24 protein-coding genes and 1 pseudogene are annotated in these 25,349 nt (G+C 53.3%); 11 read left to right on the top strand and 14 right to left on the bottom strand.

The genetic code is table 11. The annotated features are described in order from the left end of the window. The first annotated feature begins 189 nt into the window (after window positions 1-189). Window positions 190-2,355 (top strand): prolyl oligopeptidase family serine peptidase, encoded by a 2,166-nt coding sequence (locus tag WKJ03_RS05960; protein WP_337841256.1) that lies wholly within the window; start codon window positions 190-192, stop codon window positions 2,353-2,355. Window positions 2,356-2,556: 201 nt separating this feature from the next. On the opposite strand, the gene WKJ03_RS05955 is transcribed toward WKJ03_RS05960, so the two are convergent. Then, the gene (locus WKJ03_RS05955) at window positions 2,557-3,831 is read right to left on the bottom strand and encodes a jacalin-like lectin (protein WP_337841255.1); all 1,275 of its coding nucleotides are present in this window, start codon (window positions 3,829-3,831) and stop codon (window positions 2,557-2,559) included. 370 nt (window positions 3,832-4,201) lie between these two features. Here WKJ03_RS05955 and WKJ03_RS05950 point away from each other — a divergent pair, with 370 nt between their 5' ends. Both WKJ03_RS05950 and WKJ03_RS05945 read left to right on the top strand, forming a co-directional pair. Next, on the top strand, window positions 4,202-4,564 hold the full coding sequence (locus WKJ03_RS05950) for a hypothetical protein (protein ID WP_337841254.1): 363 nt from the start codon (window positions 4,202-4,204) through the stop codon (window positions 4,562-4,564). A 154-nt stretch (window positions 4,565-4,718) separates the two neighbouring features. Next, window positions 4,719-6,191 (top strand): amidohydrolase family protein, encoded by a 1,473-nt coding sequence (locus WKJ03_RS05945; protein WP_337841253.1) that lies wholly within the window; start codon window positions 4,719-4,721, stop codon window positions 6,189-6,191. 215 nt (window positions 6,192-6,406) lie between these two features. On the opposite strand, the pseudogene WKJ03_RS05940 reads toward WKJ03_RS05945, so the two are convergent. The 3 genes and pseudogenes from WKJ03_RS05940 to WKJ03_RS05930 form a co-directional block, all read right to left on the bottom strand. Beyond that, window positions 6,407-6,511 (bottom strand): annotated as a pseudogene (locus tag WKJ03_RS05940) (dienelactone hydrolase family protein); the annotation flags it as partial. 118 nt (window positions 6,512-6,629) lie between these two features. Continuing rightward, a complete protein-coding gene (fusA, locus tag WKJ03_RS05935; protein ID WP_337841252.1) occupies window positions 6,630-8,726 on the bottom strand; it encodes an elongation factor G in 2,097 nt (698 codons plus the stop codon). A 187-nt stretch (window positions 8,727-8,913) separates the two neighbouring features. Continuing rightward, window positions 8,914-9,786 carry a LysR family transcriptional regulator ArgP gene (locus tag WKJ03_RS05930; RefSeq protein WP_337841251.1) on the bottom strand — a complete coding sequence of 291 codons (873 nt, stop codon included), beginning with the start codon at window positions 9,784-9,786 and terminating at the stop codon, window positions 8,914-8,916. Window positions 9,787-9,881: 95 nt separating this feature from the next. On the opposite strand from WKJ03_RS05930, the gene WKJ03_RS05925 reads away from it, so the two are divergent. Further along, window positions 9,882-10,478 carry a LysE family transporter gene (locus WKJ03_RS05925; protein ID WP_337841250.1) on the top strand — a complete coding sequence of 199 codons (597 nt, stop codon included), beginning with the start codon at window positions 9,882-9,884 and terminating at the stop codon, window positions 10,476-10,478. A 105-nt stretch (window positions 10,479-10,583) separates the two neighbouring features. Further along, entirely contained in the window at window positions 10,584-11,657 is a 1,074-nt protein-coding gene (gene ltaE / locus WKJ03_RS05920; protein WP_337841249.1) for a low-specificity L-threonine aldolase, read from the top strand. 58 nt (window positions 11,658-11,715) lie between these two features. Here the strand turns inward: ltaE and WKJ03_RS05915 are convergent, their stop codons facing one another. Continuing rightward, window positions 11,716-12,591, bottom strand: coding sequence for a hypothetical protein (locus WKJ03_RS05915; RefSeq protein ID WP_337841248.1), 876 nt, complete (start codon window positions 12,589-12,591; stop codon window positions 11,716-11,718). Window positions 12,592-12,790: 199 nt separating this feature from the next. Between WKJ03_RS05915 and WKJ03_RS05910 the strand changes: the two genes are divergently transcribed. Together WKJ03_RS05910 and WKJ03_RS05905 are read left to right on the top strand one after the other, a co-directional pair. Next, window positions 12,791-16,039 carry a S41 family peptidase gene (locus WKJ03_RS05910; RefSeq protein WP_337841247.1) on the top strand — a complete coding sequence of 1,083 codons (3,249 nt, stop codon included), beginning with the start codon at window positions 12,791-12,793 and terminating at the stop codon, window positions 16,037-16,039. Between the two features lie 81 nt (window positions 16,040-16,120). Further along, window positions 16,121-16,276 (top strand): hypothetical protein, encoded by a 156-nt coding sequence (locus WKJ03_RS05905; protein ID WP_337841246.1) that lies wholly within the window; start codon window positions 16,121-16,123, stop codon window positions 16,274-16,276. A 48-nt stretch (window positions 16,277-16,324) separates the two neighbouring features. On the opposite strand, the gene WKJ03_RS05900 is transcribed toward WKJ03_RS05905, so the two are convergent. Beyond that, window positions 16,325-16,738, bottom strand: a complete 414-nt coding sequence (locus WKJ03_RS05900; RefSeq protein ID WP_337841245.1) for a hypothetical protein — start codon at window positions 16,736-16,738, stop codon at window positions 16,325-16,327. 60 nt (window positions 16,739-16,798) lie between these two features. Then, complete coding sequence (locus WKJ03_RS05895; RefSeq protein WP_337841244.1) at window positions 16,799-17,389, bottom strand: FMN-binding negative transcriptional regulator; 591 nt, start codon at window positions 17,387-17,389, stop codon at window positions 16,799-16,801. Between the two features lie 396 nt (window positions 17,390-17,785). Here WKJ03_RS05895 and WKJ03_RS05890 point away from each other — a divergent pair, with 396 nt between their 5' ends. Then, window positions 17,786-18,505: a DUF445 domain-containing protein gene (locus WKJ03_RS05890; RefSeq protein WP_337841243.1), complete on the top strand. Its 720-nt coding sequence runs from the start codon at window positions 17,786-17,788 to the stop codon at window positions 18,503-18,505. Here WKJ03_RS05890 and WKJ03_RS05885 read toward each other — a convergent pair. After that, entirely contained in the window at window positions 18,502-19,293 is a 792-nt protein-coding gene (locus WKJ03_RS05885; protein ID WP_337841242.1) for a PhzF family phenazine biosynthesis protein, read from the bottom strand. The two genes, WKJ03_RS05890 and WKJ03_RS05885, sit on opposite strands and share 4 nt — an antisense overlap. A gap of 112 nt (window positions 19,294-19,405) precedes the next feature. Here WKJ03_RS05885 and WKJ03_RS05880 point away from each other — a divergent pair, with 112 nt between their 5' ends. Continuing rightward, window positions 19,406-19,798 (top strand): cytochrome b562, encoded by a 393-nt coding sequence (locus WKJ03_RS05880; protein ID WP_337841241.1) that lies wholly within the window; start codon window positions 19,406-19,408, stop codon window positions 19,796-19,798. Between the two features lie 76 nt (window positions 19,799-19,874). Beyond that, window positions 19,875-20,381 (top strand): DUF1993 domain-containing protein, encoded by a 507-nt coding sequence (locus WKJ03_RS05875; RefSeq protein ID WP_337841240.1) that lies wholly within the window; start codon window positions 19,875-19,877, stop codon window positions 20,379-20,381. 6 nt (window positions 20,382-20,387) lie between these two features. Here the strand turns inward: WKJ03_RS05875 and WKJ03_RS05870 are convergent, their stop codons facing one another. The 4 genes from WKJ03_RS05870 to WKJ03_RS05855 form a co-directional block, all read right to left on the bottom strand. Further along, window positions 20,388-21,170, bottom strand: a complete 783-nt coding sequence (locus WKJ03_RS05870; RefSeq protein ID WP_337841239.1) for a transporter substrate-binding domain-containing protein — start codon at window positions 21,168-21,170, stop codon at window positions 20,388-20,390. A 66-nt stretch (window positions 21,171-21,236) separates the two neighbouring features. After that, entirely contained in the window at window positions 21,237-22,154 is a 918-nt protein-coding gene (locus tag WKJ03_RS05865; RefSeq protein ID WP_337841238.1) for a DMT family transporter, read from the bottom strand. Between the two features lie 8 nt (window positions 22,155-22,162). Continuing rightward, window positions 22,163-22,342 (bottom strand): DUF2496 domain-containing protein, encoded by a 180-nt coding sequence (locus WKJ03_RS05860; protein ID WP_337841237.1) that lies wholly within the window; start codon window positions 22,340-22,342, stop codon window positions 22,163-22,165. After that, window positions 22,329-22,598: a late competence development ComFB family protein gene (locus WKJ03_RS05855; protein WP_337841236.1), complete on the bottom strand. Its 270-nt coding sequence runs from the start codon at window positions 22,596-22,598 to the stop codon at window positions 22,329-22,331. The genes WKJ03_RS05860 and WKJ03_RS05855 overlap by 14 nt, the downstream gene beginning before the upstream one ends. A gap of 148 nt (window positions 22,599-22,746) precedes the next feature. Between WKJ03_RS05855 and WKJ03_RS05850 the strand changes: the two genes are divergently transcribed. Continuing rightward, window positions 22,747-23,844, top strand: coding sequence for a tryptophan 2,3-dioxygenase family protein (locus tag WKJ03_RS05850; RefSeq protein WP_337841235.1), 1,098 nt, complete (start codon window positions 22,747-22,749; stop codon window positions 23,842-23,844). Here WKJ03_RS05850 and WKJ03_RS05845 read toward each other — a convergent pair. Further along, the gene (locus WKJ03_RS05845; protein ID WP_337841234.1) at window positions 23,833-24,804 is read right to left on the bottom strand and encodes a histone deacetylase; all 972 of its coding nucleotides are present in this window, start codon (window positions 24,802-24,804) and stop codon (window positions 23,833-23,835) included. The two genes, WKJ03_RS05850 and WKJ03_RS05845, sit on opposite strands and share 12 nt — an antisense overlap. After that, window positions 24,780-25,349, bottom strand: coding sequence for a primosomal replication protein PriC (gene priC, locus WKJ03_RS05840; protein ID WP_337841233.1), 570 nt, complete (start codon window positions 25,347-25,349; stop codon window positions 24,780-24,782). Before priC ends, WKJ03_RS05845 begins: the two co-directional genes overlap by 25 nt.

Below are 25,349 nucleotides of genomic sequence, written 5' to 3'. Positions count from 1 at the left end.
CGCAGGTAAGATATTTGTAAACAGATGAAATAAATTCATTTACTTTTTGCATACGTATTCACTGAAAGCTGAGTGCCCCTGAGGCTGCGGCAGAAATTCAGCTGGCGGGGCTGCATGGCGGGTTCGACTTTGTTATGCTCGTGGCGATTTATTCACAGTTCACTTACTCAAATCCGGGGAACAGGATCCATGAAATACGCAGTAAGCGCCGTGGCTCTGGCTTTATTAACAGCCTGTGGCCAACCTCAAGACACCACAAAGAGCAACGACACAGTGACAGCAGCCGAAACTCAGGCCAACCCATTTACTTATCCGCTGACGCAAAAAGGCGAGGTGGTGGATACTTACTTTGATACGAAAGTGGCCGACCCTTACCGCTGGCTGGAAGACGACAGAAGCGCTGAAACCGGCGCCTGGGTAAAAGAGCAAAACAAAGTGACTTTTGCGTACCTGGACCAGATTGGTTACCGCGATCAGATTAAACAACGTTTAGAAACCCTGTGGAACTATGAAAAAGTAGGGGCGCCTTTTAAAGAAGGCGATTACAGCTACTTCTTTAAAAACGATGGCTTACAAAATCAGTCTGTGTTGTACCGCAAAAAAGGCGACGGCGAAGCTGAACTCTTTTTAGACCCGAACACCTTCTCAAGCGACGGCACCACCTCGCTGGCCGATGTGTCCTTTTCCAAAGACGGCAAGGTACTGGCGTATTCCATTTCCGAAGGCGGCAGTGACTGGCGCAAAATTATTATTATCGACACTGAAAGCAAAAAAGAGCTGGAAACACAGCTGGTGGACGTGAAGTTCAGCGGCGTCAGCTGGAAAGGCAACGAAGGTTTCTTCTACTCCAGCTATGACAAACCGGAAGGCTCCGAGCTGTCAGCCAAAACCGACCAGCACAAGCTGTATTACCATAAGCTGGGCACAGCCCAAAAAGACGATGTGCTGGTGTACGGCGGCGTGGACACTGAAAAACACCGTTATGTCGGTGGTGGTGTAACCGATGACGGCAAGTACCTGATTGTGTCTGCTGCAAACGCTACGTCAGGCAACAAAGTCTTTATCAAAGACTTAACAACGCCAGACAGTGCTTTTGTCACTGTCTATGCCGAAGGCAGCGCCGACTTTGAATTTGTTGACAGCCGTGGTGATGAGTTATTTTTTGTCACCAACCTGAATGCACCGAATAAAAAGCTGGTGAAAATTAACGCCAAAGAGGTTGCTCAAGACAAGTGGACTGAAGTGATTGCCGAAACCGCCAATGTACTGGATGTGAACAAAGGCGCAGGTTTCCTGTTTGCCCACTATATGGTGGACGCCATTTCTCAGGTAAAACAGTACGACTACGACGGCAAGCTGGTGCGTGATGTGACCCTGCCTGGTGTCGGCACCGTATCTGGCTTTGGCGGCAAAACCAAAGACGAGCTGGTGTATTTCAGCTTTACCAACTACAACACTGCGGCCACCACTTTTGCCTTTGAGCCCAAAGCGGGCGAAACCAAGGTGTATTACAAACCGGCGGTGAAGTTTAACAGTGACGATTATGAGTCGAAGCAGGTGTTTTACACCAGCAAAGACGGTACCAAAGTGCCGATGATTATCACCCACAAAAAAGGCCTTCAGCTGGATGGCAACAACCCAACCCTGCTGTACGGCTACGGTGGTTTTAACGTCAGCCTGACTCCAGCCTTCAGCGTGGCCAACCTGGTGTGGATGGAATTAGGTGGCGTGTACGCGGTGCCGAACCTGCGTGGTGGTGGCGAATACGGTAAAGCCTGGCACGACGCTGGTATTCAGCTGAAAAAACAAAACGTGTTTGACGACTTTATTGCAGCAGGTGAGTACCTGATTGCCCAGAAATACACCTCAAACAACAAACTGGCGATCCGTGGTGGGTCCAACGGCGGCTTGCTGGTGGGCGCTGTGATGACTCAGCGGCCAGACTTAATGAAAGTGGCCATTCCGCAAGTGGGCGTGCTGGATATGCTGCGTTACCACACCTTTACCGCAGGTGCAGGCTGGGCTTATGACTACGGCACCTCAGAGCAAAGCAAAGAGATGTTTGACTACATCAAAGGCTACTCACCAGTGCATAACGTGAAGCAAGGCGTCGCCTACCCGGCTACCTTAGTGACCACTGGCGATCACGATGACCGCGTGGTACCGGCGCACTCCTTTAAGTTTGCCGCTGAGCTGCAGGCCAAAGCGGGCGGGACTAATCCGCAGCTGATCCGCATTGAAACCAACGCCGGTCACGGCGCCGGTGTGCCTGTGTCCAAACAAATTGAACTGGCCACCGACATCATCGGCTTCAGCCTGTTTAATATGGGCGTAAAAGAGCTGCCAAAGCAGTAATGCTGTAGCACTTTACTGGTCCTTGACTAAGCAGCCTGCGGGCTGCTTTTTTGTGTGAAGGATAGGGGCCGGTCAGGCAGAAGCAATGACCGGCCTATTTATCGCTGCAGCCCGACAAGCACTTTATTTTGTTGGTCCTGAATCAGGACCTGTGTTCAGAAAGCACTTTGCAGCAGAGCTGCTCAACGGGCAAACCAGAGTTTAGAGTGGAGCAGGGCTGTAGATCACCCCCAGCTTATCCAACTCAGTTTCCGCCCGACCATGCCAGCCACTAATTTGCCAACCGACCGGCGCCTGAAATGCACTGCAATGGTTGGTCTGAGAGCCGCCAGATAAAGCCCTGCCGAGGTTCGTTTGCATACGTACATAAAAGACCCGCATACTGCCATTACGGCTGCCCTGGCACAGGGTCACCCCCTGCAGGTACTCGCCCGGAGCCAGCTGCAGACTGGCCAGATTGCCACCTGAACCCCCATGGCTGAAACTTTGGCCTGTATTCAACTGCAACCCAATTTGGTCCACTCTGTTGCCGCTGCGCAGATGAAGCTGACTGACCACAGGAATGGCCGGTAGCTGGCTGACATCATTAAATGAAACACCACCTTCACCTCCCACAGGATCACTGAGTCTGCGATCGTCAGGCGTCTGAAATCCCCACAGTGCGGAGACTGGCGGATGATCGGATAACTTCAGGCCATCTGCAGTTTCGTCATCCTGCCGAACCTGATAATCCTGCAGACTCAGATTGACAAAACCATTGTTACGGTACAGTACTTTGTCGACTATCTCACACTGGGCCGCCGTTATTTTAGGTTCACAGACCAAGGCGTCAGCCCCTGACAGAGGCACGTCACCGGCACGATAAAGCTGCAGCCAGGCGTCGGTAAAACCAACATCGAGTAATTCGCGGATATTGTCCCCACTTCTGGTGTAGCGGGTGTTGGTATCCCCCATAATGATCACTGTGTTGCCAGCCGAATGGGCGGCAATGTAGTTTTTCAGTTGCAGTATATTATTCCGCCGGGCTGTCAGATCTGCAGTTTCCACCTGAGCCTGGGTATGGAGATTGTACAGGTCCAGATAAACACCTTCGGCTAACCTGACCTGGATCAGGGTAAAGCCTTTGGGAGTCAGACAATCCACCCCATTGCAGTGATTCCATTTCACTCTTTTGATCGTACTAAACGGCAAGTGACTCAAACTATTCAAACCACTGCCAATGCCCATTCCCCCAGTCGTGGATGAACGATAACTATGGGTGTTGCAGCTGTCGTACAACGCGGCATGGTAGTTAAAATCTTCCTGCACATTCACAATATCAAAGGTGTTGATATAACAGCTGATTTGCTCAGTCGCCGCCTGGCGGTCACTTTCTGCACTGGAAAACAGCTCCAGCAAACCGGCAACATTGTAGGTCAATGTGCTGAAAGTACCGGATTGACCGGCGCTGACAGGCCCCATTGCTGCTAAAAGCATTGCCGCACACCATCTGTTCACTTTCATTGTCGAGCCTCCATTGTTGTGGGATATCCCTGCCTAATGAGTCAGTCGTCAGACAAAACGGACAGCGGAGACGGATGAATTTTTTGTGAACACCTTGGCCAGAACCTCTGGTCAGCAGCGGCGTGCGGGCAGGGGGGGACACAACCTCTGTAGCGAGGCCGCAGGAAACAGCTCCCAAATTCTCAGGGTCTGGCCCCACCCATATTTCCGATGGTGCCGTAACAGCCACATTGGGTTGGAGCACCCATCCTGTGCCATCGAAAGGGACTGTCTATGTATAAATTCAGTAGGAGGGTTGCTTTGTCTCTGTGTGGTGGTGCCCAGTTGAGCTTCTGAGCCACAGGTGCTGGATGCGGCCGGGCTAAAAGCCAAAGTGGCGCAAGTGAGCTCGGCGTGGAATCAGGTAATGCTGAAAGGCTCGGTTCTGGCGGATTTAGACAGGCTGTTTTCCCCGTACAGCGACGACTTTGTCTACCGGCATGGTGCCTACGGCGGTGAATACAGCAAGGCGGAGTTGTCTGCCATGCAGTCACAAGGCCGATACACCAATATGGAGCCCTGTTACCGTATTCTGACGCAGTTGCCCGGTTACAAGGCGGTGGCGGTAGAGCGACAGGGCGTTCAAAACCGCGTTGCTGTCACTCATTTCGCTGTGTTTGAGTTTGACGGCGACAAGGTGAGCCGGATTATCGAATACTGGAAGTAACAGCTTTTTCAGCCCTCACTGATCTGGGTGCATTTGTGTTGAGTCTGATCGTTGCATTGAAGTGTTACAGGGAAAAAATAAAAAATAATCTGTAACAGTTCTTACAAATTCAACGACTTACAAAGCAGTTCTCAAATGAAACCGGAGTGAATCGATGCAAGCCACTATTTCTTCAGTCACCAGCCTGTTGCTTTTCGGCCTGTTCGGTGCCGCCAGCAGTATGGCTCAGCCACCAGCGGATGGCACTGACCCGCAAAGTGTGTTGTATCACAATGCCACCCTGTTAAACCCGGCAACGGAGCAGCGGATCACCAATGGCTGGATGTTGGTCAGGCAAGGACGTATTGTGCAACTGGGGCAGCAGGGCGCGGAGCCGTTGCCTGGTGCCGGGCGGCAGATTGATTTACAGGATCAGTATGTGATGCCCGGGCTGATTGATGTGCACCTGCATCTGACGGCCGGACCTCACAGAGTGGAAATGCAAAATGGCAGCCCTGTGGTCAGCCTGAAGGGGCACGATGAAATCACCCGCTATCATGCTATCAGCACCTTGGCTGTCGGGGTGACGACAGCCTTCAGTCCGGCAGGTGAGCCGGAAGCCAACGCCCGTTATGTCCAACAACAGCAGGCAGGTCACTGGCCTGGCCCTAAGCTGCATTATGCCGGTTATGCCTTTGAACCTACCCCCTTGGAGGCCGGTTCGGTCTATCCCAAAGACGAAGCAGGCTGGCTGGCAGAAATTGAACGGCAAAAAGCCTCGGGTGTGCGGGCTCTGAAACTCTATGCAGGTTTAAGTAAAACAGAGCTGGCCATGGCGGTACGGCTGGCCAAAGCGGCCGGTCTGAAAACGGTGGCGCATCTGGACAGTGTCAGTTGGCAATACGCTGCTGAGCTGGGTATTGATAAATTAACCCATGCCTTGCCAACCAGCGCTGAGCTGCTGACCGGTCAGGCGCAGCAGACTTATCTGGCAGAGCGGAAAAATCCGTATAACACCCGTTATATCTACCGCTGGTTTGAAGCTGTGGATTACGACAGTGCGCCGATGCAGCAGCTGTTTGCGACCCTGGCCCGTCAGCAGACTCAGGTTGATTTAACTCTGGTGGCCAACGAGTTGTTTTACTTTGGCCGGGAACTGGACCGCCTGTATCCAGAACCGCAGATGTGGGGGTTTCACCCGGAGAATCGTCGACGCTGGCGTTCGTTTTTTGCTGCACTGAGCTACGATTGGCAAAAACAGGAACTGGAAGCCGCACAGCGCCAGCTGCCTAAAGTACAGCAGTTGCTGCTGCGGCTGTATCAGGTGGGTGTACCACTGGCGATTGGCACTGACTTAAGCGCCAGCGGCCCCTTTTATCTGCGGGAATTGCAGCTGAGTCAGGCGGCTGGCCTGAGCCCTTGGCAAGTGCTGCAACTGGCGACAGTCGGCGGTGCCCGTCATCTGGATTTAGCGGATACAGGGCAGCTGGCCCCGGGTTATGTGGCTGACTTTATTGTAATGCTGGCGGATCCGTCACAGGATCTGAGTGCACTCACTGGCATACATACTGTGGTGCAACAGGGCAAACACTGGTCAGTTTCAGAGCTCAAAGCCCGGCTGACCGGACTGGACAGCGTCCGGCTGTAACTGCAGCGGATCAGGCAGGCCCAGCTGTCTTTGTCGGCCTGTTCGTTGTACTCAAACGGCATGTAAAAAGCTTTGCCTTTTTCAGTGGCATCCGGCACGGTAAAGCTGTGCTTCACGCCGGGTTCGGCTTTGAGCAACGCCATGGCGGCATCAAAGCGGGCATTCACCTGGCCCGGTTCTTTCATGGCCGCTTCCATAAAAGCCATGGCGTTGTCCGGATGCTCAGCCACTTTGCCGGTGCCGTACATATCCACGGCAATACTGGTATACCCCGGGTCGGCCAGCATTTTGGCTCTGTTGCGGGCGTATTCATTCAATCCTGGTGCGGCGCAGAGCTCCTGCCGCCACTCAAAAGGGTGATCGCTTTGCTGGCAGCAAAACGAAGGAAAACAAAAAGCCCCGCGGTTTGCACCAGCGGGGCTTTTTTTAAAGCGCTACTTAGTTTTTAGCAGCAGCTTTCTTTTCTTTCTCTTTAGCGATCACAGCGTCAGCCACGTTTTGTGGACATGGTGCGTAGTGGTCGAATTCCATAGAGAACTGGCCACGGCCTGACGTCATAGTCCGCAGGGTAGAGATGTAACCGAACATCTCAGACAGTGGTACTGTGGCCTTGATACGTACGCCTGTCGCACCTGATTCCTGACCAGAGATCATGCCACGACGACGGTTCAGGTCACCGATCACGTCACCCACATGGTCTTCCGGCGTGAACACGTCCACTTTCATGATGGGTTCTAACAGCTGCGGACCTGCTTTTGGCATAGTCTGACGGAAAGCGCCTTTGGCGGCGATTTCGAACGCAATGGCTGAGGAGTCAACAGCGTGGAAACCACCGTCGAACAGCTCAACTTCGACGTCCAGCACCGGGAAGCCAGCCATGGTGCCCGTGGACATCATTGACTCGAACCCTTTTTCGATAGCCGGGTAGAATTCTTTTGGTACGCTACCACCCACAACGGTAGAGATAAACTTGAAGCCTGAGTTTGGCTCGCCCGGACGGATGCGGTAGTCAATTTTACCGTATTGGCCTGAACCACCAGACTGCTTCTTGTGGGTGTAGCTGTCTTCCACTTCACGGGTAATAGTTTCGCGGTATGCCACCTGAGGCTGGCCTACAATCAGCTCTACGCCGTAAGTCCGTTTCAGAATGTCTACTTTGATATCCAGGTGCAGTTCACCCATACCTTTCAGAATGGTTTCGCCAGAATCCTGGTCAGTTTCAACGCGGAAGGTTGGGTCTTCAGCCACCATTTTACCGATAGCCACAGACATCTTCTCCATGCCGCCTTTGTCTTTTGGCGTAACAGAGATAGAAATTACCGGCTCTGGGAATACCATAGGTTCCAGCGTGCACGGGAATTTTGGATCACACAGGGTGTGACCAGTCTGAGTGTTGTTCTTCAGACCAACCAGCGCGATGATGTCACCGGCCTGAGCTGTGGTCAGGTCGGTACGGTCGTTCGCGTTCATTTCTACCATACGGCCGATACGTTCTGTTTTACCCGTATAAGCGTTCAGTACGGTGTCACCTTTGTTCAGTACACCAGAGTAGATACGGATAAAGGTCAGGGCGCCGAAACGGTCGTCCATGATCTTAAAGGCCAGAGCGCGGAACGGCTCGTCAGCAGAAACGATAGCGTGCTGACCAGTTTCGTTACCTTCTTCGTCAGTCAGAGGCTGTGGGTTGACTTCTGTCGGGTTTGGCAGGTAATCAACAACAGCGTCAAGAACTAACTGCATACCTTTGTTTTTAAAGGCTGAACCACAGTAAGTTGGGAAGAAGGCCAGGTCGCGGGTACCTTTACGGATACAGGCTTTCACTTGTTCCACAGTTGGCATTTCGCCGTCCATGTACGCCATCAGCAGCTCGTCGTCTTGCTCAACGGCAGTTTCGATCAGCTGTTCGCGGTACATAGCCACGTCTTCCAGCATGTCAGCCGGAACATCAGTGATGGTGTAGTTCTCTGGCAGACCAGTTTCATCCCACACATAAGCTTTTTCAGTCAGCAGGTCTACCACACCTTTGAAGGTGTCTTCACGGCCGATTGGCAGTGTCATGATCAGTGGGGTCGCGCCCAGAACTTTTTTCACCTGATCTGTAACACGGATAAAGTCAGCACCGATACGGTCCAGCTTGTTGACGAAGATCAGACGGGAAACTTTTGCGTCATTCGCATAACGCCAGTTGGTTTCTGATTGAGGCTCAACACCGCCTGAACCACAGAATACACCGATACCACCGTCCAGAACTTTCAGAGAACGGTACACTTCAACGGTGAAGTCAACGTGGCCTGGGGTATCGATCACGTTGAAACGGTGGCCTTTCCAGAAACAGGTCACAGCAGCAGACTGAATGGTGATACCACGCTCAGCTTCCTGCACCATGAAGTCAGTGGTAGATTCACCTTCGTGAACTTCACCCAGCTTATGGATTTTACCGGTCAGTTTCAGGATCCGCTCGGTCGTGGTGGTTTTACCGGCATCTACGTGGGCGAAGATACCAATGTTTCTGTATAAAGATAAATCTGCTGACATAGTCATCTCGATTAAGCTAAGGGTTAGAAAATTAGGGCGACAATATACAGGATTTTATTTTATTTTGCGCTAAAAAAAACAGCGAAACCTCAAGGCGGTTGTGAAGATCTGATGACAAGGCGGGTTACTGCGGCCCCTGCAGCGGGAAATTGACAGTAGTCTGACCTTTCCTCTGTGTTTCATGGCATTACAGATGTCTGAGTGTCTGTGCCGCCACCCGTTGCACCTGCTGTCGCAGTTGTTGCAATAACGGGCTTTCGGTTTGCCAGTGGTGCCAAAACAGCGGCACGTCCAGGTACAGCGCTGGGCTTAAATCCAGCAGCCGGCCGTCGGCAAACTCCTGTTGCATTTGCAGCTCGGGCAGCAAGCCATAGCCCAGTCCGGCCAAACAGGCTTTTAAAAAACCTTCGGACGAGGGGCAATAATGAATATGTTGTGGCCGCTCGCCGCAATAGCGCTGCAAATAGTCATGTTGTAGTTGATCGTCTTCGTTAAAGACCAGGCAAGGCACTGTCGCCAGTTGGGTGGGGTGGGCGGTTTCCAGCTGATACCGCTGAATAAAAGCCGGGCTGGCGACAGCACGGTAACGTAAAGCCCCCAAAGCGACCACAGCGCCGCCATTGACCGGTTCAGGGCTGGCGCAGATACAGGCCATCACGTCGCCTTGTTTCATCCGGTTCAGGCCAACCGACTGGTCTTCCACCACTAAATCAAAGCGTACACCGGGGTGGTCTGGCAACAGCAAAGCGTCGGCAACCCAGGTGGCCAGGCTGTCGGCATTCATTGCCAGCCTTATGCTTTGTTTTTCGTCAGCCGTACTTAAACCCAGCGCCGCTTCCATTTGCCGGACCTGCTGGTAATGGTGCAACAGGCGCTGACCGGCCAAAGTGGCTTTGGGAGGGGTAGTACGTTGCAGCACCATTTGGCCAAGCTGGGCTTCCAGCTGTTTAATGCGGCGACTGACCGCGGATTGAGTGAGGTACAGTGCCTGCGCCGCCTTTTCAAAGCCCCCTTGGGTCAGCACGGCGTCCAAAGCCTGCACCAGCCGATAATCAAGCATGATAAAAACTCATGATACATAAATATTATTCGTTGGAATCATAATAGCAGGCTGAGCTAGCCTGTGGGTCACACAAATTGCTGGGGTAAGACGGGATGGGATCCATAGGCATAGGTTTTGGTGTTGGCCTGGGGCTGATAGTGGCCATAGGCGCACAAAATATTTGGGTATTAAGCCAAAGCATGGCTGGTGCCAACCGGCTGGTGATAGCGGCTGTCTGCATTTTGTGTGACGCGCTGCTGATAGTGGTGGGGATTTCCAGCATAGCGCTGGTGCAACACTGGTTACCGCCTCTGGTGCCTGTGCTGACCTGGGCTGGTGTGGCTTTATTACTTTACCTGGCCTTTGGTGCGGCCCGTCGTGCCTGGCTGGGGCAGGGGCGGCTGCAGGCAGAGCAGGTTAAACCTGACCCCTGGCCAAAAACCATGGTGACGGCTTTTGCCATCACCCTGTTAAACCCCCATGTGTACCTGGACACCCTGGTGCTGATTGGCAGTGTGGGGAACCAGCAGCCATCACCGTTCTGGTTTGGCGTCGGGGCTGTGCTGGCCTCTGTGGTCTGGTTTAGCAGCCTGACCGGCTTTGCCCCTAAGCTGAATGTGCTGCTGAACTCACCGCTGCGCTGGCGTTGTTTTGATGCGCTGATTGCCCTGGTGATGACGCTGATTGCGCTGCGCCTGGCAGTCAGTTAAGGCTGTTGTTGGTCATGCAGTCGCGCGAGCGCTGAATTTGGCCTTGCGGCTCTTGTACTCCTGGTGGCGATCAGGTTTGATAACCGCACTATCAAGGAGAACAACATGATGGCTGATTTTCGTAGTGATACCGTGACCCAGCCCTGCAGTGCCATGCGTCAGGCCATGGCGCAGGCAGAAGTGGGCGATGATGTGTTTGCCGATGATCCGACGGTCAACCAGCTGCAGCAATTCGCCGCAGCTCAATTGGGTTTTGAAGCGGCACTCTTTGCCCCCAGCGGCACTCAAACCAATTTAATTGCGATGATGACCCACTGCCAGCGCGGCGATGAAGCTATTGTCGGTCAGTACTGGCACACCTACCGCTGGGAAGGCGGCGGCATGGCGGTGCTGGGGTCCATTCAGCCACAGCCGCTGGAGCAAAACCCGGATGGCACTATTCCTTTAGCCTCCATCCGTGCTGCCGTGAAGCCGGACGACCCACATTTCGCCCGGACCCGGCTGGTCGTAATGGAAAACACCACAGGCGGTAAGGTGTTACCGCTGGCCTATATGCAGGATGTGGCTGCGTTGTGCAAAGAGCTGGGCTTAAAAGCCCATATTGATGGCGCCCGGCTGATGAATGCGGCGGCTGCAGTGGCCGCTGAGCAGGGCATGGACATCTGGCAGGCGGCCAGGGCGTTGACCGCCGGTTATGACTCGGTGTCTTTGTGTTTGTCCAAAGGTTTAGGGGCGCCGGTTGGCTCTTTGTTGCTCGGCAGTCTGGCCTTTATTCAACAAGCCCGCCGGGTACGGAAAATGCTGGGGGGTGGCATGCGTCAGGCCGGGGTCATTGCGGCGGCGGGGCTCTATGCACTGCAGCACAATGTGGAGCGGCTGGCGGACGACCATCGTCATGCCGCAGAGCTGGCAGCCGGTATTGCCGCTGTGGTGGCTGAACACGCCAAACTTGCCGGCAGGGTCGTGGTGCATCCGGCTCATACCAATATTCTGTTTACCGACATTGAACTGTCAGTGGCGGACGCGTTGCTGGCCCATCTGACCGCGCAGGGGATCCGTTTTACCTCGTCCAGTTATTCGTCCAGCGAAGGGCACTACAAGCGGCTGCGTTGGGTGACTCATCTGGATATTCAGCCGGCACATCTGCAGCAGGCGCTCAATGCACTGCGCAGTTTTTAACGCCAGATAAAAGGTGGGTCTCAGGGACGAGACCCACCTTTCGTTTCCAGTCACCGCATCAGCTGATCTGAATGGTTTTATACACCAGAATAGAACCGTCACTGTTTTGCTGCCAGTCAAACAGATAATCCTGATAGTTGCTGCCGAATACAGTGTCTTTGCCACTGCTGAGCGTCGTGTCCTGCATACCGTGATTCTTGTAGTCGGCATGGGTGGTACAAATGTCTTCGGTCAGGCTGTCCGGGAAACAAAACTGCGAAATCACCTGGTCGTTGTTGTTATTGCGCACCCGGAAGTGAATATGGATAGTGCGGCTGGAATACCAGCCCGGAAAACAGCTTTTAAAGTTCACCCGGCCGCTGCTGTCGGTGACCTGGTAGCCGCGGAACCATTTGGATTTCAGTGCATCGGCGTCATTACCGGTGCAAAAACTGCTGGAGAAACGCCGGCTGTCTGAACTGCCTGTGGTGTCACCGGAGTAAATGCCTTCCACGTCACAATGCCAAACTTCTACGTCCAGCCCGGACACCGGGTTGCAACTGCTGTCGATCACCCGCAGGCATAACTGCATTGGCAACCCAACCTGCTCTTCGGAAATGTCATCCAGCGCATCAGCGGCAAAAAAGCAGGGGCCTTCAGTCATAGCTTTGGTCAGTGCGACTGTGCAGGCTGCGCTGGTTGCGAAAATACTGTCATCCGGAAAGTTGGCGGTCATCGACGCAGTACCGCCGCTGGCCCAGCTGGTGCTGCTGCCGGTGCCGTCCGTGTTCCCGGTATCCCCAGTGCCGGTGGAGGAGTCGGTCTCGGCAATTTCTGTGGTGTCCGAACTGTCACCGCAGGCGATCAGACCTATCAAAGGCGCTGCCGCCAGCCCTAGTCCCAAGTGTTTTAAAAAACGTCGTCTGGTTTGTTGTTCCGTGGTCTGTTGGTTCATAAGTCACTCCGGTTTTCGTCATTTCTATGGCTGAGAAGGCAAGATAAAAACGGAGTTCAGCGGCCAAACCTAACTTTACTTTTTTTGACTTAAACAGGCTAAAAATCACGGAAAATCAGTTGATTGGGCTGGTTTCGTGCTAAACAGGCAGTTAAGGTAAAGCCAGAAACAACAGCCTGCAAAGACAGGTCACGGGAGCATGATGAAACTGCATAGGATCAAGAAACTGGTGGCTTTAACCACCCTGAGTCTGAGTTTACCCTGCCTGGCGGCACAGCCGTATTACCGCAGCCCGGCTATCGAAGGGAATCAACTGGTATTTACTGCCGAAGGCGATTTATGGCTGACAGAACTGGGGGCGGCCAATGCCAGCCGCCTGACCACCCATGCTGCAGAAGAAAACCAGGCACTGTTTACACCGGACGGCCAACAGGTGCTCTATGTGGCGGTTTACGACGGCAGCCAGGATATTTATCAGCTGCCTCGCAGCGGTGGCCAGCCGAAACGCCTGACCGCGCTGAACGGTAAAGTGAAACTGCATGGTTTCAGCCCCAAAGGCGAGTTGTTGTACAGCACGGACGCGAACATTGGACCGGTGAATACCTGGCAGTTGCGTCTGCTGGATTTAAACAATGGTCAGAGCCAAACCCTGCCGCTGCAGGACGCAGTGGAAGGCGCCATCGATGCAAAAGGCGAGTATCTGTATTTTATCCGTTATGGTTTGCAACTGACCGGGGATAACGCCCGACAGTATCAGGGCGGCGCTCGTGGCCAGTTGTGGCGCTGGAAAATGAATTCCACTGACGAAGCCCAGCGGTTACTGGCTGAACATGAGGGCTCGTTGCGCAATCCGGTCTGGCAAAACGGCACACTTCTGCTGGTCAGCGACGCTTCAGGTATGCCGAATCTGTGGCGTTATCAGCCAGACAGCGGCCAGTTCAGTGCTTTGACTCAGCATAAGGATTACGCAGTACGGGCAGTGCGGGCCTCGGGGCACCAACTGATTTATCAGCACGGTGCTGACTTGCGTCTGCTGGACGGCAGTGGAAACGACTCTGTCCTCAGCCCGAATTTGCTGTCGGATTCTCCCGCTCAGCGTGAACGCCTGCTGGCTGAACCTTTAAAGTACCTGACCGATCAGAAGGTCAGTTTTAAAGCCGAAAAGCTTGTCCTGACGGTGCGGGGGAAAGTGCAGGTGCTGTCACGCGCCCCCAAGCGCACTGTGGAGCTGCCCTTACCTGACCATGCACGGGCCCGCAGTGCTGTACTGAGTCCAAACGGCCAATGGGTGTATCTGCTGTCCGATCAGAGCGGCGAGCTGCAGATCTGGCGTTATGCCGCCGATGGCTCGGATCAAGGCAATCAGCTGACTCAGGATAAGGTCGGTTTTCGCTGGCAGCTCAGCCTGTCGCCAGATGGCCGTTATCTGGCACATGACGACAAAGCGGGACGGTTATTTATTCTTGATACCCAAAGTGGCAAAAACAGCGAAATTTATCAGCAGGGTTTTGGCTTATCACCTTATACCGCCCTGGTCTGGCAGCCAGATTCTGCAGCGCTGGCTTTTGTGACAGAAACCGACGGTATTGGCCGTTCTCAGTTGGGGTTGTATTCAGTCAAAGAGCAAAACAGCCAACTACTGACCAGTGCAGATTACAACTCTTACAGCCCGGCCTTCAGCCCGGATAACCAGTGGCTGTATTTTTTGTCTGAGCGGCAATTGCAGGCCAAACCGGGCGCACCCTGGGGTGACCGCAATATGGGGCCGGCCTTTGATAAACGCGCCTTGGTATTTGCTTATGCACTCAGTACGGATCAGCAGTTTCCTTTTGATGCGGAGTCTGAGCTCAGCACTGCTCTGGAGGGAGAAGCCAAAGCGCTTGAGCTCAGCCAGATAGGCGAAACCTTGTGGCAGGTGCCTGTAGCGGCCGGCAACTATCAGAAACTGCAGGTTGCAGAGAAACAGCTGTATCTGCTGTCTGCTGCAGAGACTCCAGGTCAGGCCGGGGTAGTGCACAGCCTGAGCATTGAGCCCCGGAGTAAGCAGTTGAAGGGGTATGCCAGTGCGGTGCAGGATCTGCACGTGTCGGCTGATGGCAAAAATATTGCACTCTGGTATCAGACGGCTCCGGGGCAAAACAGGTTTTTCCTGGGGGCCGCCACTGCCAAAGCGCCTGAAGGGGACGATGCAGAGCCCTGGGCAGTGGAGACGCTGGTGGTAAAGCTGCAACCCAAAGCCGAGTGGCAACAAATGTATCAGGATGCCTGGCTGATGCACCGCGAGTTTTTATTTGACCCGGCGATGCGCGGTAAAGACTGGACCGCCATAAAACAACACTACCTGCCTTTATTGGAGCGGGTGCGCGATCGGTTCGAACTCGACGACCTGCTGGCCCAGTTGATTGGGGAACTGTCTGTGTTGCATTCTCAGGTGCGTGGCGGCGACTATGCCAAAGCGCAGGAACAAAGCCTGGCCGCCAGTTTAGGCGGACAGTGGCGTGAAACTGACCAGGGGCTGGTGCTGCAGACTCTGTATCAGACCGATCCGGACTTGCCCTGGTTGCAAAGTCCGTTGGCCAGTGGGGCTGATCCACTGCAAAATGGCGATCTGCTCAAAGCGGTAAATCATCATCCGGTACAGACTCAGCTGCAGTTGCAGCAGCTGTTGCAGCAACAACAAGGTCAACAGGTGTTGCTGAGCCTGCAACGGGACGGCAAAAACTGGCAGAAAGTGGTGGTACCGCAAAGCCCGGAGCAGGAGCAGCAGTGGCGCTACCAGCACTGGGTTACACAAAACAAAGCCTTGGTGGCCAAACAAAGTCAGGGCCGGTTTGGGTATATGCATCTGTATGCGATGGGCCCGAACGATTTAGCCCAGTTTGCCCGCGATTTTTATGCTCAGGTGGATAAAGAGGGGTTGATCATTGATGTGCGCCGTAACCGCGGTGGCAATATCGACAGCTGGGTGATTGAAAAACTGCTGCGTCGGGTCTGGGCCTTCTGGCAACCTCAGCAAGGCAAAGCGTACACCAATATGCAGCAGAGCTTCCGTGGCCGTCTGGTGGTTCTGACCGACCCTTTAACCTACTCAGATGGTGAAACCTTTGCTGCAGGCGTAAAAGCACTTGGCCTGGGGCCTGTGATTGGTCAGCAAACCTCTGGTGCAGGTGTCTGGTTGTCCGGCCGCAACCTGCTGGCTGACTTTGGTGTGGCCCGGGTGGCGGAAACTGCCCAGTTTGACGCGGCGGGTCGCTGGATTATTGAAGGCCGCGGTGTCAGCCCGGATATTCAGGTGGAGAACCTGCCGTTTGCCAGCTTTGCTGGCCAGGATGCTCAGTTAAGCCGGGCTATCGCACAGCTGCACACTGAGCTGGAGAAAAGCCCTGTCCCGGCTTTAAAGGCAGAACCATTGCGCCCGGGGATGGCGGCAGATGCCAGAAAGTTGTAATGGGGCGTTCAGTTTCTGCTCAGTTTGGTTTTGTTAGGCTTATTTACAAGCCCATAAAGAACCAATCAGGAGGACAGCAGAATGAGCGCAGTAAAACGTAAGCTGCCAGAGCCTCAGCCCTATTTCAGTCCACGTCACTGGACTGTGTATTTGTCTGAGCAGGAGCGTCAGGCCTTACAACAGGTCTGGAACGACGAGGAGCCGGACCACCCCTCTGCGCAAAAAGAGGCGGAATAAGTATAAAAAAACCGGGGCAACCCGGTTTTTTTATGCTTCGTCTGAGTGTCAGAATTTATAACCCACATTCAGTACAGCCAGAGTTCTTGAATCGCCATCGCGGCGACCATCATCATAGTCGGCGACACCCAGGCCAGCGCCTAAGGTCCAGCCCCGACCACTGAAACCACTGAAATGGTAGTCATAGGTGCCCAGCAGCATGTCTTTGCCATCAAACACATCGGATGAAAAACCATACTGCATGCCAAACACATGTGGGCTGCCTGCTGAGTGCGCCAGATGAAAACCCAGTGCACCACCGCCGACGCCCACACCAGCATAAGCGGCCATAGTGCCTTCGCGGTACATAAACTTGGCCCCTAGATCACCGTACTGGGAACCAAAACCAGCAGCGGGAACAAACTCACCTGCAGTGGCTTGTGTGGCAGCGACAAACGCCAGGGCGATGAGGTACTTTTTCATAGTGTGCTCCTAAAACAAAAAGTCGAAGCACAGTTTGGCGAGCGTCAGCTGAACAGAGCCTTACTCGCTGCCTGGTTGTTGCATCCAGCGCCAGACAAAATCGGCCTGTTCATGCTGCTGCAGGTACTGCAGCACAGCCTGATGCTGTTGCGGGTTTTTATTTTGTGACAACTTGAAGCGGGCCGTGACGTTGTCAACCTCAATTTGCACCCCCTGAATGCCGGCCAGTAATTTCTGCTGGTAGTCGGCTGATTGCTCCAGTTGTGGGTCTGAATGGCTTTCCTGACGTCGCGCCAGACTCAGTGTTTGTTCGGGAGTCAGTAAGCGGGCTAGGCCTTTAAATTCAACCAGTAAATAATTCCAGGTGGAGACGGCAGGTTTCTCCGGATAACAGGCCGCGGACACAAAGGCGTGTGGGCCTTGGATCACCACCGTCACCGGCTGCCCATCCAGCTCCTGTAACTGTGGGTTGGACCGCGCCAGATGGCAGGCCAGTTGCCAGCCTTGCGGCTGCTGCTCAATGAAAAAAGGCAGCGGACTGTAATGCAGGCCAGACTGACAGCTGAGTAACAAACCAAAATAATGTTGCTGTAAAAACTGACGAATCAAGGCGTCATCCGTGCAGGTAAAATAACGGGGTGGGTAGCTCATGCCAGACTCTGTAATACAAGGGGAACAGAGGCCATTCTGGCATAAGCCGTGGCCTGTGCAACAGCGCTTTACTGGCGCTACATCGGAAAAACTGAAATTTCCCATCCGTTTTAATCAGGCAAAGCTCTCTTGTAATTTATGTTATTGAGAATTATTATCAATAACATAAATGGGAGCTGTGTGATGAACAAACAAGAGTTAAAGGGGCAACGGCCTTTTATGCTGCAAAGTCGTAAGGTACTGGGGCTGGTTGTGGTGCTGACAGGCAGTGCCCTGCTGATCCAGCAGCAGTGGCCATTCTGAACAGGTCGTGAACGCCATCTTGTTGAGTGACTGCAGGCTCATTACAATCGCGCGGCATTGAATGCGCAATTGGATTGAGAAGGAGTCTGCAGCATGAATAAAAGTCTGATCACCAATTTAGTGGCCCTGCTGGCGATGGGCCTGGGTTATACGCTGGAGCTTGGCTGGTTGTGGGGGATGGGGCTCTTTGCGTTCTCGGGCGCAGTGACCAACTGGCTGGCTATTCATATGTTGTTTGAAAAAGTGCCGCTCTTGTATGGTTCAGGGGTGATCCCGGCCCGTTTCAGTGAATTCAAACAAGCCTTGTATCAACTGGTCATGGGCCAGTTTTTCTCCACTGAAAACCTGCAGCGGTTGCTTAGCAGCCAGCACCAGCAGGATGCTGTGGCTGTCAAACTGGGTCCGGTGCTGGAGGCGGTGGATTTATCCCCGGCTTTTGACGCCTTGCTTGATACGGTGCAAAAATCATCCTTGGGTGGCATGCTGGCGATGTTTGGTGGGGCGCAAATGCTGCTGCCGCTGAAACAGCCTTTTATCGACAACTTAAAGCAGTCGTTGCTGCAGCTTTCGGACAGCCCGCAAGTGCAGCAGCAGTTATTGGCACAGCTACAGCAAAATGAACAGCTGGAGCAGATGCAGGCCAAAATCAGCCACATAGTACAGGCCCGTTTAGATGAGCTGACGCCTCAACTGGTGAAGGAACTGGTGCAGCAGCTTATTCGCGAACACCTGGGCTGGCTGGTGGTTTGGGGCGGCGTCTTTGGCGCTTTGATCGGACTGGCAAGCCAGCTGTTGCCGCAACTGCCTGTTTAAACAGGCAGTTGTATTTCCCCTTTCAAATAAAGCACAGCTTCACCGCTGACTAAGACCCGGTCACCCTGCAACCGGCACCATAACTGGCCACCTCGTGTGGACGCCTGAAAGGCAGTGAGTTCTGTTTTCCCAAGACGCTCTGCCCAATAAGGGGCCAATGCTGCATGGATAGAGCCTGTGACCGGGTCTTCATCGCCACCGTTGGCTGGCCAGAAATAGCGCGACACAAAATCATGCTGCTCACCCGGTGCTGTCACCACCACATCATAAGGCGCCAGTTGTTTCAGTAAGCTGGAGTCTGCAGTCAGTTGCCGCACTTGCTGTTCGTTGGTGTATACCAGCATCCAGGCTTGCGGGCTTTGTAAGACTTCCAGTGGCGCTAGAGAGACACCTGCCAGCAACGGGGCCGGTGCTGTGGCGAATTTGGCTGGGCGCTGTGGAAAATCCATTTCTATCCGGCCTGTTTCATGTTGGCGCACAGATAAATCCCCCACCGCCTGGGTGCTGAAACGGACGATCGGGCCTGCGCCCTTGCTGAATAACACATAAGCTGCAGCCAGTGTGGCATGGCCACAAAAATCAATTTCGGTTAGCGGCGAAAACCAGCGGATGTGATAATGATCCTGGGCCAGCGGCCAGACAAAAGCCGTTTCAGACAAGTTATTTTCGCTGGCTATTTGCTGCATCAGAGCCGTTGCAAGTGGTTCAGCTGTCGGCACCACGGCGGCATAGTTGCCACGAAACAGTTGGTTGGTAAAGGCATCCACCTGATAAAGCTCTGCACGCATAAGGTTGTTCCTTGGATTGACGGACTTGGCAGCATAACAAGGCAAATCCGCCGCGCACAGCACAAAACACCAGGCGAATGTTTTATACTGCCGGCCCGAACCGGAGGACAGCATGAAAACCCTGACGATCTTATTATTCAGCCTGATAGTCTTTACTGCACAGGCTGCACCCGATATGGAAGACAGCATGAAACAGATGGGCCTGAGCTTTAAACAGGCGCGGGAAGCTCAGACATTGGAAGTCATGCAACGGGCTATGCAGGATTTTAGTGCGTCACTGCACCAGGCACAGCAGTTGGGTTTTAAAGGCAGCAAAGCACAGCTGATGCAACAGGGACTGACAGAGTTGGAGCAGGCCACGCAGCACACCCAGAAGTTGCTTGAGCAACATGATTTGGCTGGCGCTAAAAGCAGCCTGGCAGAGCTGGACAGGCTCAGAAAAAAATACCACAAGGAACGTCAGCCAGGTTTCTGGCAATTACTCTTTGGCTCCGACCAGTCCTGAGTTCTTTGCCAGCCTTGTAAATGATTCAACCCAGCCTCATATCTAGCCTCAGTTTTCACCACTAGGGATCTTTGTTATGAGTCTGAATTTCTATCATGCCTCAGTGCCTGTTTTTGTGAAGTTTTTGAATAACCTGGAAGGGTTGCTGAAAAAAGCAGAATTCTACAGCCAGAGCAAAAATCTGGACGATGCGGTGTTGTTACAAAGCCGTTTGTATCCTGATATGTTTCCGCTGGTCCGCCAGGTGCAAATTGCTGCAGATTTTGCCAAAAGTGTGTCAGCACGTCTGGCCGGGGCGGAGGTGCCATCCTATGAGGATACTGAACAGAGTTATGCCGAGCTGGCGCTGCGACTGGAGAAAACCCGGCAGTTTTTGCTCAACCTGCCTGAATCGGCATTCGCAGACGCAGCTGGCCGTGAAGTGGTGTTAAGGCCAGGCACGGCAAAAGAGAAACGTTTTGCCAGCGCTGAAGATTACCTGTTGCTCTATGGCTTGCCGCAGTTTTATTTTCATGTCACTACGGCCTATGCGATTTTGCGCCACAATGGCATTGAGGTTGGTAAAAAAGACTTTATGGGCTAATTCGTCCTACTTAAAGACCAACACGCCGTTTTGGATGTCAGTGTCCATCTCCTGAAAATGCTTCAGCTGCAGCTGCCATTTTTCAGCGATAAACTGCTGGCTTCCACTGCGGCGGATTTTCTCTGCAGCCATACGCCAGCGTTCTGCCAGCTCGGGCGACGTGCCAGTCTTTGACATCAGCAGATAGACATCGGACTGCTGAAGCACAAATACAGGACGGACAGCGTCCAGGCTCAGGCTTGCCTCTTGCAATAAATGCCGGATCCCCTGGCTTTCATAGGCGATTAAATCAAGACGGCCAGCCAGCAGGCGGTCCAGGTTTTGCTGATGATTCACCGACTTGCTCAGATTTTTAAACCCCAGATTGTTCAGCCATTCTTCGCGAATATCACCCCGCACCACGCCGATGGCCGTCACTTGTTTCAGTTGCTCCAGTGACTGGACCTGAATAGGGTTGCTGGTCAGTCCATACACAGACCAGGATTTCTGCACCAGTGGGGTGATCCAATAAAACTCATTTTCACGCTCAGGGGTGCGGGAAAAACTGAACAGCAGCACATTAGGTTCGGTGCGGGCTATATAGATGGCCCGGGCCTCCGGCATGACTTCAATCGGCGTTTTATCCCCCAACTCATGCTGCACTGCCTTCACCACATCCACGGCGAAACCCACAGGTTTGCCGTGGCTGTCGAGGTAACTGACGGGGGGTTCTATCACAGTGATCAGACGCACAGGCTCTGCCTGTACCACGAAACTTAACCAGCACATCATCAGGATCAGGCAGCGCATAACGGTCTCCGTTCCCCCTCATGTTACAAGGTTATAGCCGCAGTGAAGGGTGCTGACAAGTTGGACTCAGCCAGATTGAGCTTTAGCTGGCCGCCATCCTTGCCACAGACTGGCTGGTGCCAGCAGGATCACATTACCAAGCACAACCACAGCAATACCGAGTAATGCTGGTGGGCTCCATTGATAGGATTCAAACAGGGTTGAAATCAGCAGGGCAACCAGAGGAAACAACACCATAGTGTAGGCCGCTTTGGCAGCGCCAATACGGCCGAGCAGGGTCAGATAAGCGCCAAAGGCCAGCACCGAACCAAACAAGGCCAGATACAACAAGGACAGACTGAAGCTCAGTTGGCTGCTGTAACCGGGCCAACCACTGCTGCCAAGCGCCAGTAATGCCATCAGCGCAGCCCCATAGGCCATGCCATAAGCATTGGTTTGGATCACCGGCAACTGCTGTTGCTGATTTTTTGATGAAAACAAATTACCCAACGAAGCGATATAAGTGCCCAGTACACTCAGCCCCAGGCCGGTCAATGCCTGGCTGTTGTGTTCCAGCTTTTGCAGTTCGGGCCAAAACACCAGGGCAATACCAATCAGCCCCAGTACAGCGCCCACCAAACTGCGCCGTTCAATGGGCCGGCCAAAAAACAGGGCTCCGTTTAGAATATTCATCAGCACTATGCTGGAAAATACCACGGCAATCAGCCCACTGGTTAACATGCCGGTGGCGTAATAAATCAACAGGTAGTTCAAACAAAATAAAAACAACCCCTGCAGCGCCATCCGGCCATGTTGCTGCCGGCTGAACCGCATTGGCAGCCGCCGCCAGCCGCACCAGACAAACAACAGCAAGGCGGCTAAAGCAAAACGGTAACAGATGGACCACAGCTCGGAGACTTCGCCCAGCTGGAATTTAATGGCATAAAAGGTGGAACCCCAGATCAGCACTGTGGCAAGGTAAAGAGTGGCAGAATGAGTCAGCATGAATAAGCTCAGGGGCTGGCAGACAAGGCCAGCGCAAGTTTACGTTGATAATCCTGTTGTACTATCTGAAGTGCAGAAAGCACCAGCTGCGCAGGAAGCTCCTGCTGTTCCAGCAGCAGGATCAGGTCCACGGCCAGCTGCATTTCAGGTGCAGCTTCGGACAAAGGTGTTGTTTTATTCTTTGTCACGTTGACCATCGAGGAAGGTTTTGGCCCGCGCCACTGCTTCCCTGACTTTCATCACCATTTCAAAACGTTCGGTCTGAGGCAGGTAAAACGCCATATCCACTTCATAACGGATGTATTTGGCAGGCAGCTGATTGAGTACAATGCAACAGAGATCGGCAATAAATTCGGCGTCGTACTGCTGGTCTATTTGTAACTCAACCAAGTGATCCAACAAGAGTTTTTCATAATAGTTGTGAATGTCGTCATCTAATTTCATTGGAGCTCCTTGTCCGCTCTCATGCTGTCCGGTTTAGCATAATCAGTTCAGTCCAAAAAGGCTACCAGTGTTCAGGTGGATAGCCAGCTGGGTTCCGTCTGGCTACAATAGCTTGTCTATACAATTGGCCTGACGCCAAGAGAACTGAATGATGCAAAAAAATACCACTCCTTGTTATTACGGCGATTACCTGCAGCTGGATAAAATTCTGACGGCCCAGGCACCTGAAAGTGAAAAGTATGGCCAGGAAGCCCATGATGAAACCCTGTTTATCGTGGTGCACCAGGTGTATGAGCTTTGGTTTAAACAAATTCTGCATGAATTAAAGGCCGTGCTGGCGGTTTTTGCTGAACCGGCGGTCAAAGACCAGCAACTGACGGGGGTGGTGCACAAACTGAAACGGGTGATCAGCATTCAGCAGTTGCTGAACCAGCAGATCAGTGTGATGGAAACCATGACACCTCAGGATTTTATGTCGTTCCGCGACTACCTGGTGCCAGCCTCAGGTTTTCAGAGTGTGCAGTTTAAAATGCTGGAAATTGGCTTAGGTCTTAAAAGCGAATACCGCATCGACTTTGACAAAAACTCGTTTTACAGCCGGTTGAATGACAAAGACCGTCACTTCCTGCAGGCGCTGGAGACTGAACCCAGTTTGTTTGAATTAGTACAAAAATGGCTGGAGCGCATGCCGTTTTTGCAGTTTGGCGATTTCAGTTTCTGGCAGATGTACCAGGATGCGACGGCACAAATGCTGGACGAAGATGAACAGACAGTGCGTTCCATTGAGCAGATTGCTGAACATGAGCGTGAGTTGCAGCTAAAAGAAATTGACAACACCAGAGCCAAATTTGCTGCTTTGCTGGACGATGAAAAATACCAGCAGCTGCAACAGCAAGGCAGTTTCCGACTGAGTCAGCGCGCGATGTTGTCGGCACTTTTCATCACCTTGTATCAGGAAGAGCCGGTGTTTAACCTGCCATTCCAGGTATTGACTTGCCTGACCGAAATTGATGAGAACCTGACGATTTGGCGTTATAAACACGCCATGATGGTGCAGCGTATGTTGGGTACCAAAATTGGTACAGGTGGCTCGTCTGGCCATGATTATTTGAAACGCACCACGGAAAAGAACCGTATTTTTACCGATCTGTTCCATATGGCAACTTTCCTGTTGCCGAAAGCGGGTTTACCCCAACTGCCGGAACAGGTGCGTCGCCAACTTGGCTTTTACTTTTCAGGCCAGTAAGGGCGCTTCTGCCAATGCCCATTGCCAGTCGGGATGGCTGGGCAATGGTTGGCCTGCCAGCGCAAAAGCGGCAAAAAACAGCTGCAGATGACTATGTGTCAGCTGGGCCAGATCACGTTGGTAACCGCCGCCTATCACAGCAGCTACCGGGATCCCCGCCTGCTGGCAGCGGCTGAGGACCAGCCAGTCGCGCTGTGCAATACCGCGGGTACTGACGGCCAGCAGGCCTAAGTCATCCTGTTGGTGCACATCAATACCGGCGTCGTAAATCACCAGCTCCGGCTGATGCAAACGCAGCAGATAATCCAGGCTTTGTTCCACTGCCGCCAGATAGTCCGGGTCGGCACTGTTGCTGTCGAGTGCTAAATCCCAGTCGGATTGTTGCTTGTGGTATGGAAAGTTCTTTTCGCCATGCAAAGAGCAGGTGATCACCGCAGGCTCGTTGGCAAAAATAGCCGCTGTGCCATCGCCCTGATGCACATCGCAGTCAAAAATCAGCACCTTGTGCACGCCTTGGTTCAGCGCATAACGGGCCGCTACGGCCAAATCATTCAGCAGACAAAAACCGCTGCCATAGCCGGCAAAAGCATGGTGATAACCGCCACTTAAATGCAGCGCCAGGCCATGTTGCAGCGCAAGTGCTGTGCTTTGTACTGTGCCACCGACTGACAATAAAGAGCGGCGGATCAGTTGCTCAGACCAGGGGAAACCAATGCGACGCATCGCTTTGGCATCCAGTTTCCCTGTGCAAAGCGCCTGCAGGTAATCCGGCTGATGGATCTGGCGGACGAGGGCTAAATCGGCGCTTTCAGACAGCTGAAAGGCATGGGCAGGCACACCCAACTGCTGAAGTGCCTGATACAAAGCCCGGTACTTGCCTATGGGGTAGCGGTGGCGGTACGGCAATTCCAGTTCGGAATAGATGGGATGATAAATCAGCCCTGGTGCTGCTCTGCCCATTGAATTTGCGCCTCCAGTTCAGAAATGGCCTTGCGGCAGCGGCCAAGCCTTGCCTGCAGCGCCAGTACCCGCTCCGGGCTGCTGTGTTGCAGCGACAGCGCCTGTTGCTCCAGTTGCAGCATGTCCAATAAACGCTGCTCATAACCTTTGGTGGTGCTGAGCTGGCTGTACAGTTGTTGGGTACTTTGCCGCAGCTGGCCCACCAGTTGTTCGGCTTTTTGTCGCTGAGTTTTGGGTTTGGTTTTGCCTTTTAATGCCCGTAATTCTTTGGTTTCAAAAGCCCGGCTTAACGCATCGACCTGCGTTGCCAGTTTACTGGCCAGCAAAGCTGCGGACGGGCTTTGGCTCGCTACGGCTTGTTTCAGCCGTTTCAGGCACTGCTCGGCTTCCTGCACGTAATCAATCAGATAAGGTGAACGGGACTGAAAGAGTTCAGTGTCGAACCAGGGCTTTTTAGACCACTGCGCCTGACGTTGATCCAGGCTTTCCGCCTGGCTCGCCAGTTGTTGTAGCTGTTCGGTCAGAATGCTCAGTTGCTGTTGCAT

Source organism: Rheinheimera sp., from assembly GCF_037442525.1.
GTDB lineage: Bacteria > Pseudomonadota > Gammaproteobacteria > Enterobacterales > Alteromonadaceae > Pararheinheimera.
This window is presented reverse-complemented; position numbering and strand designations above follow the sequence as displayed.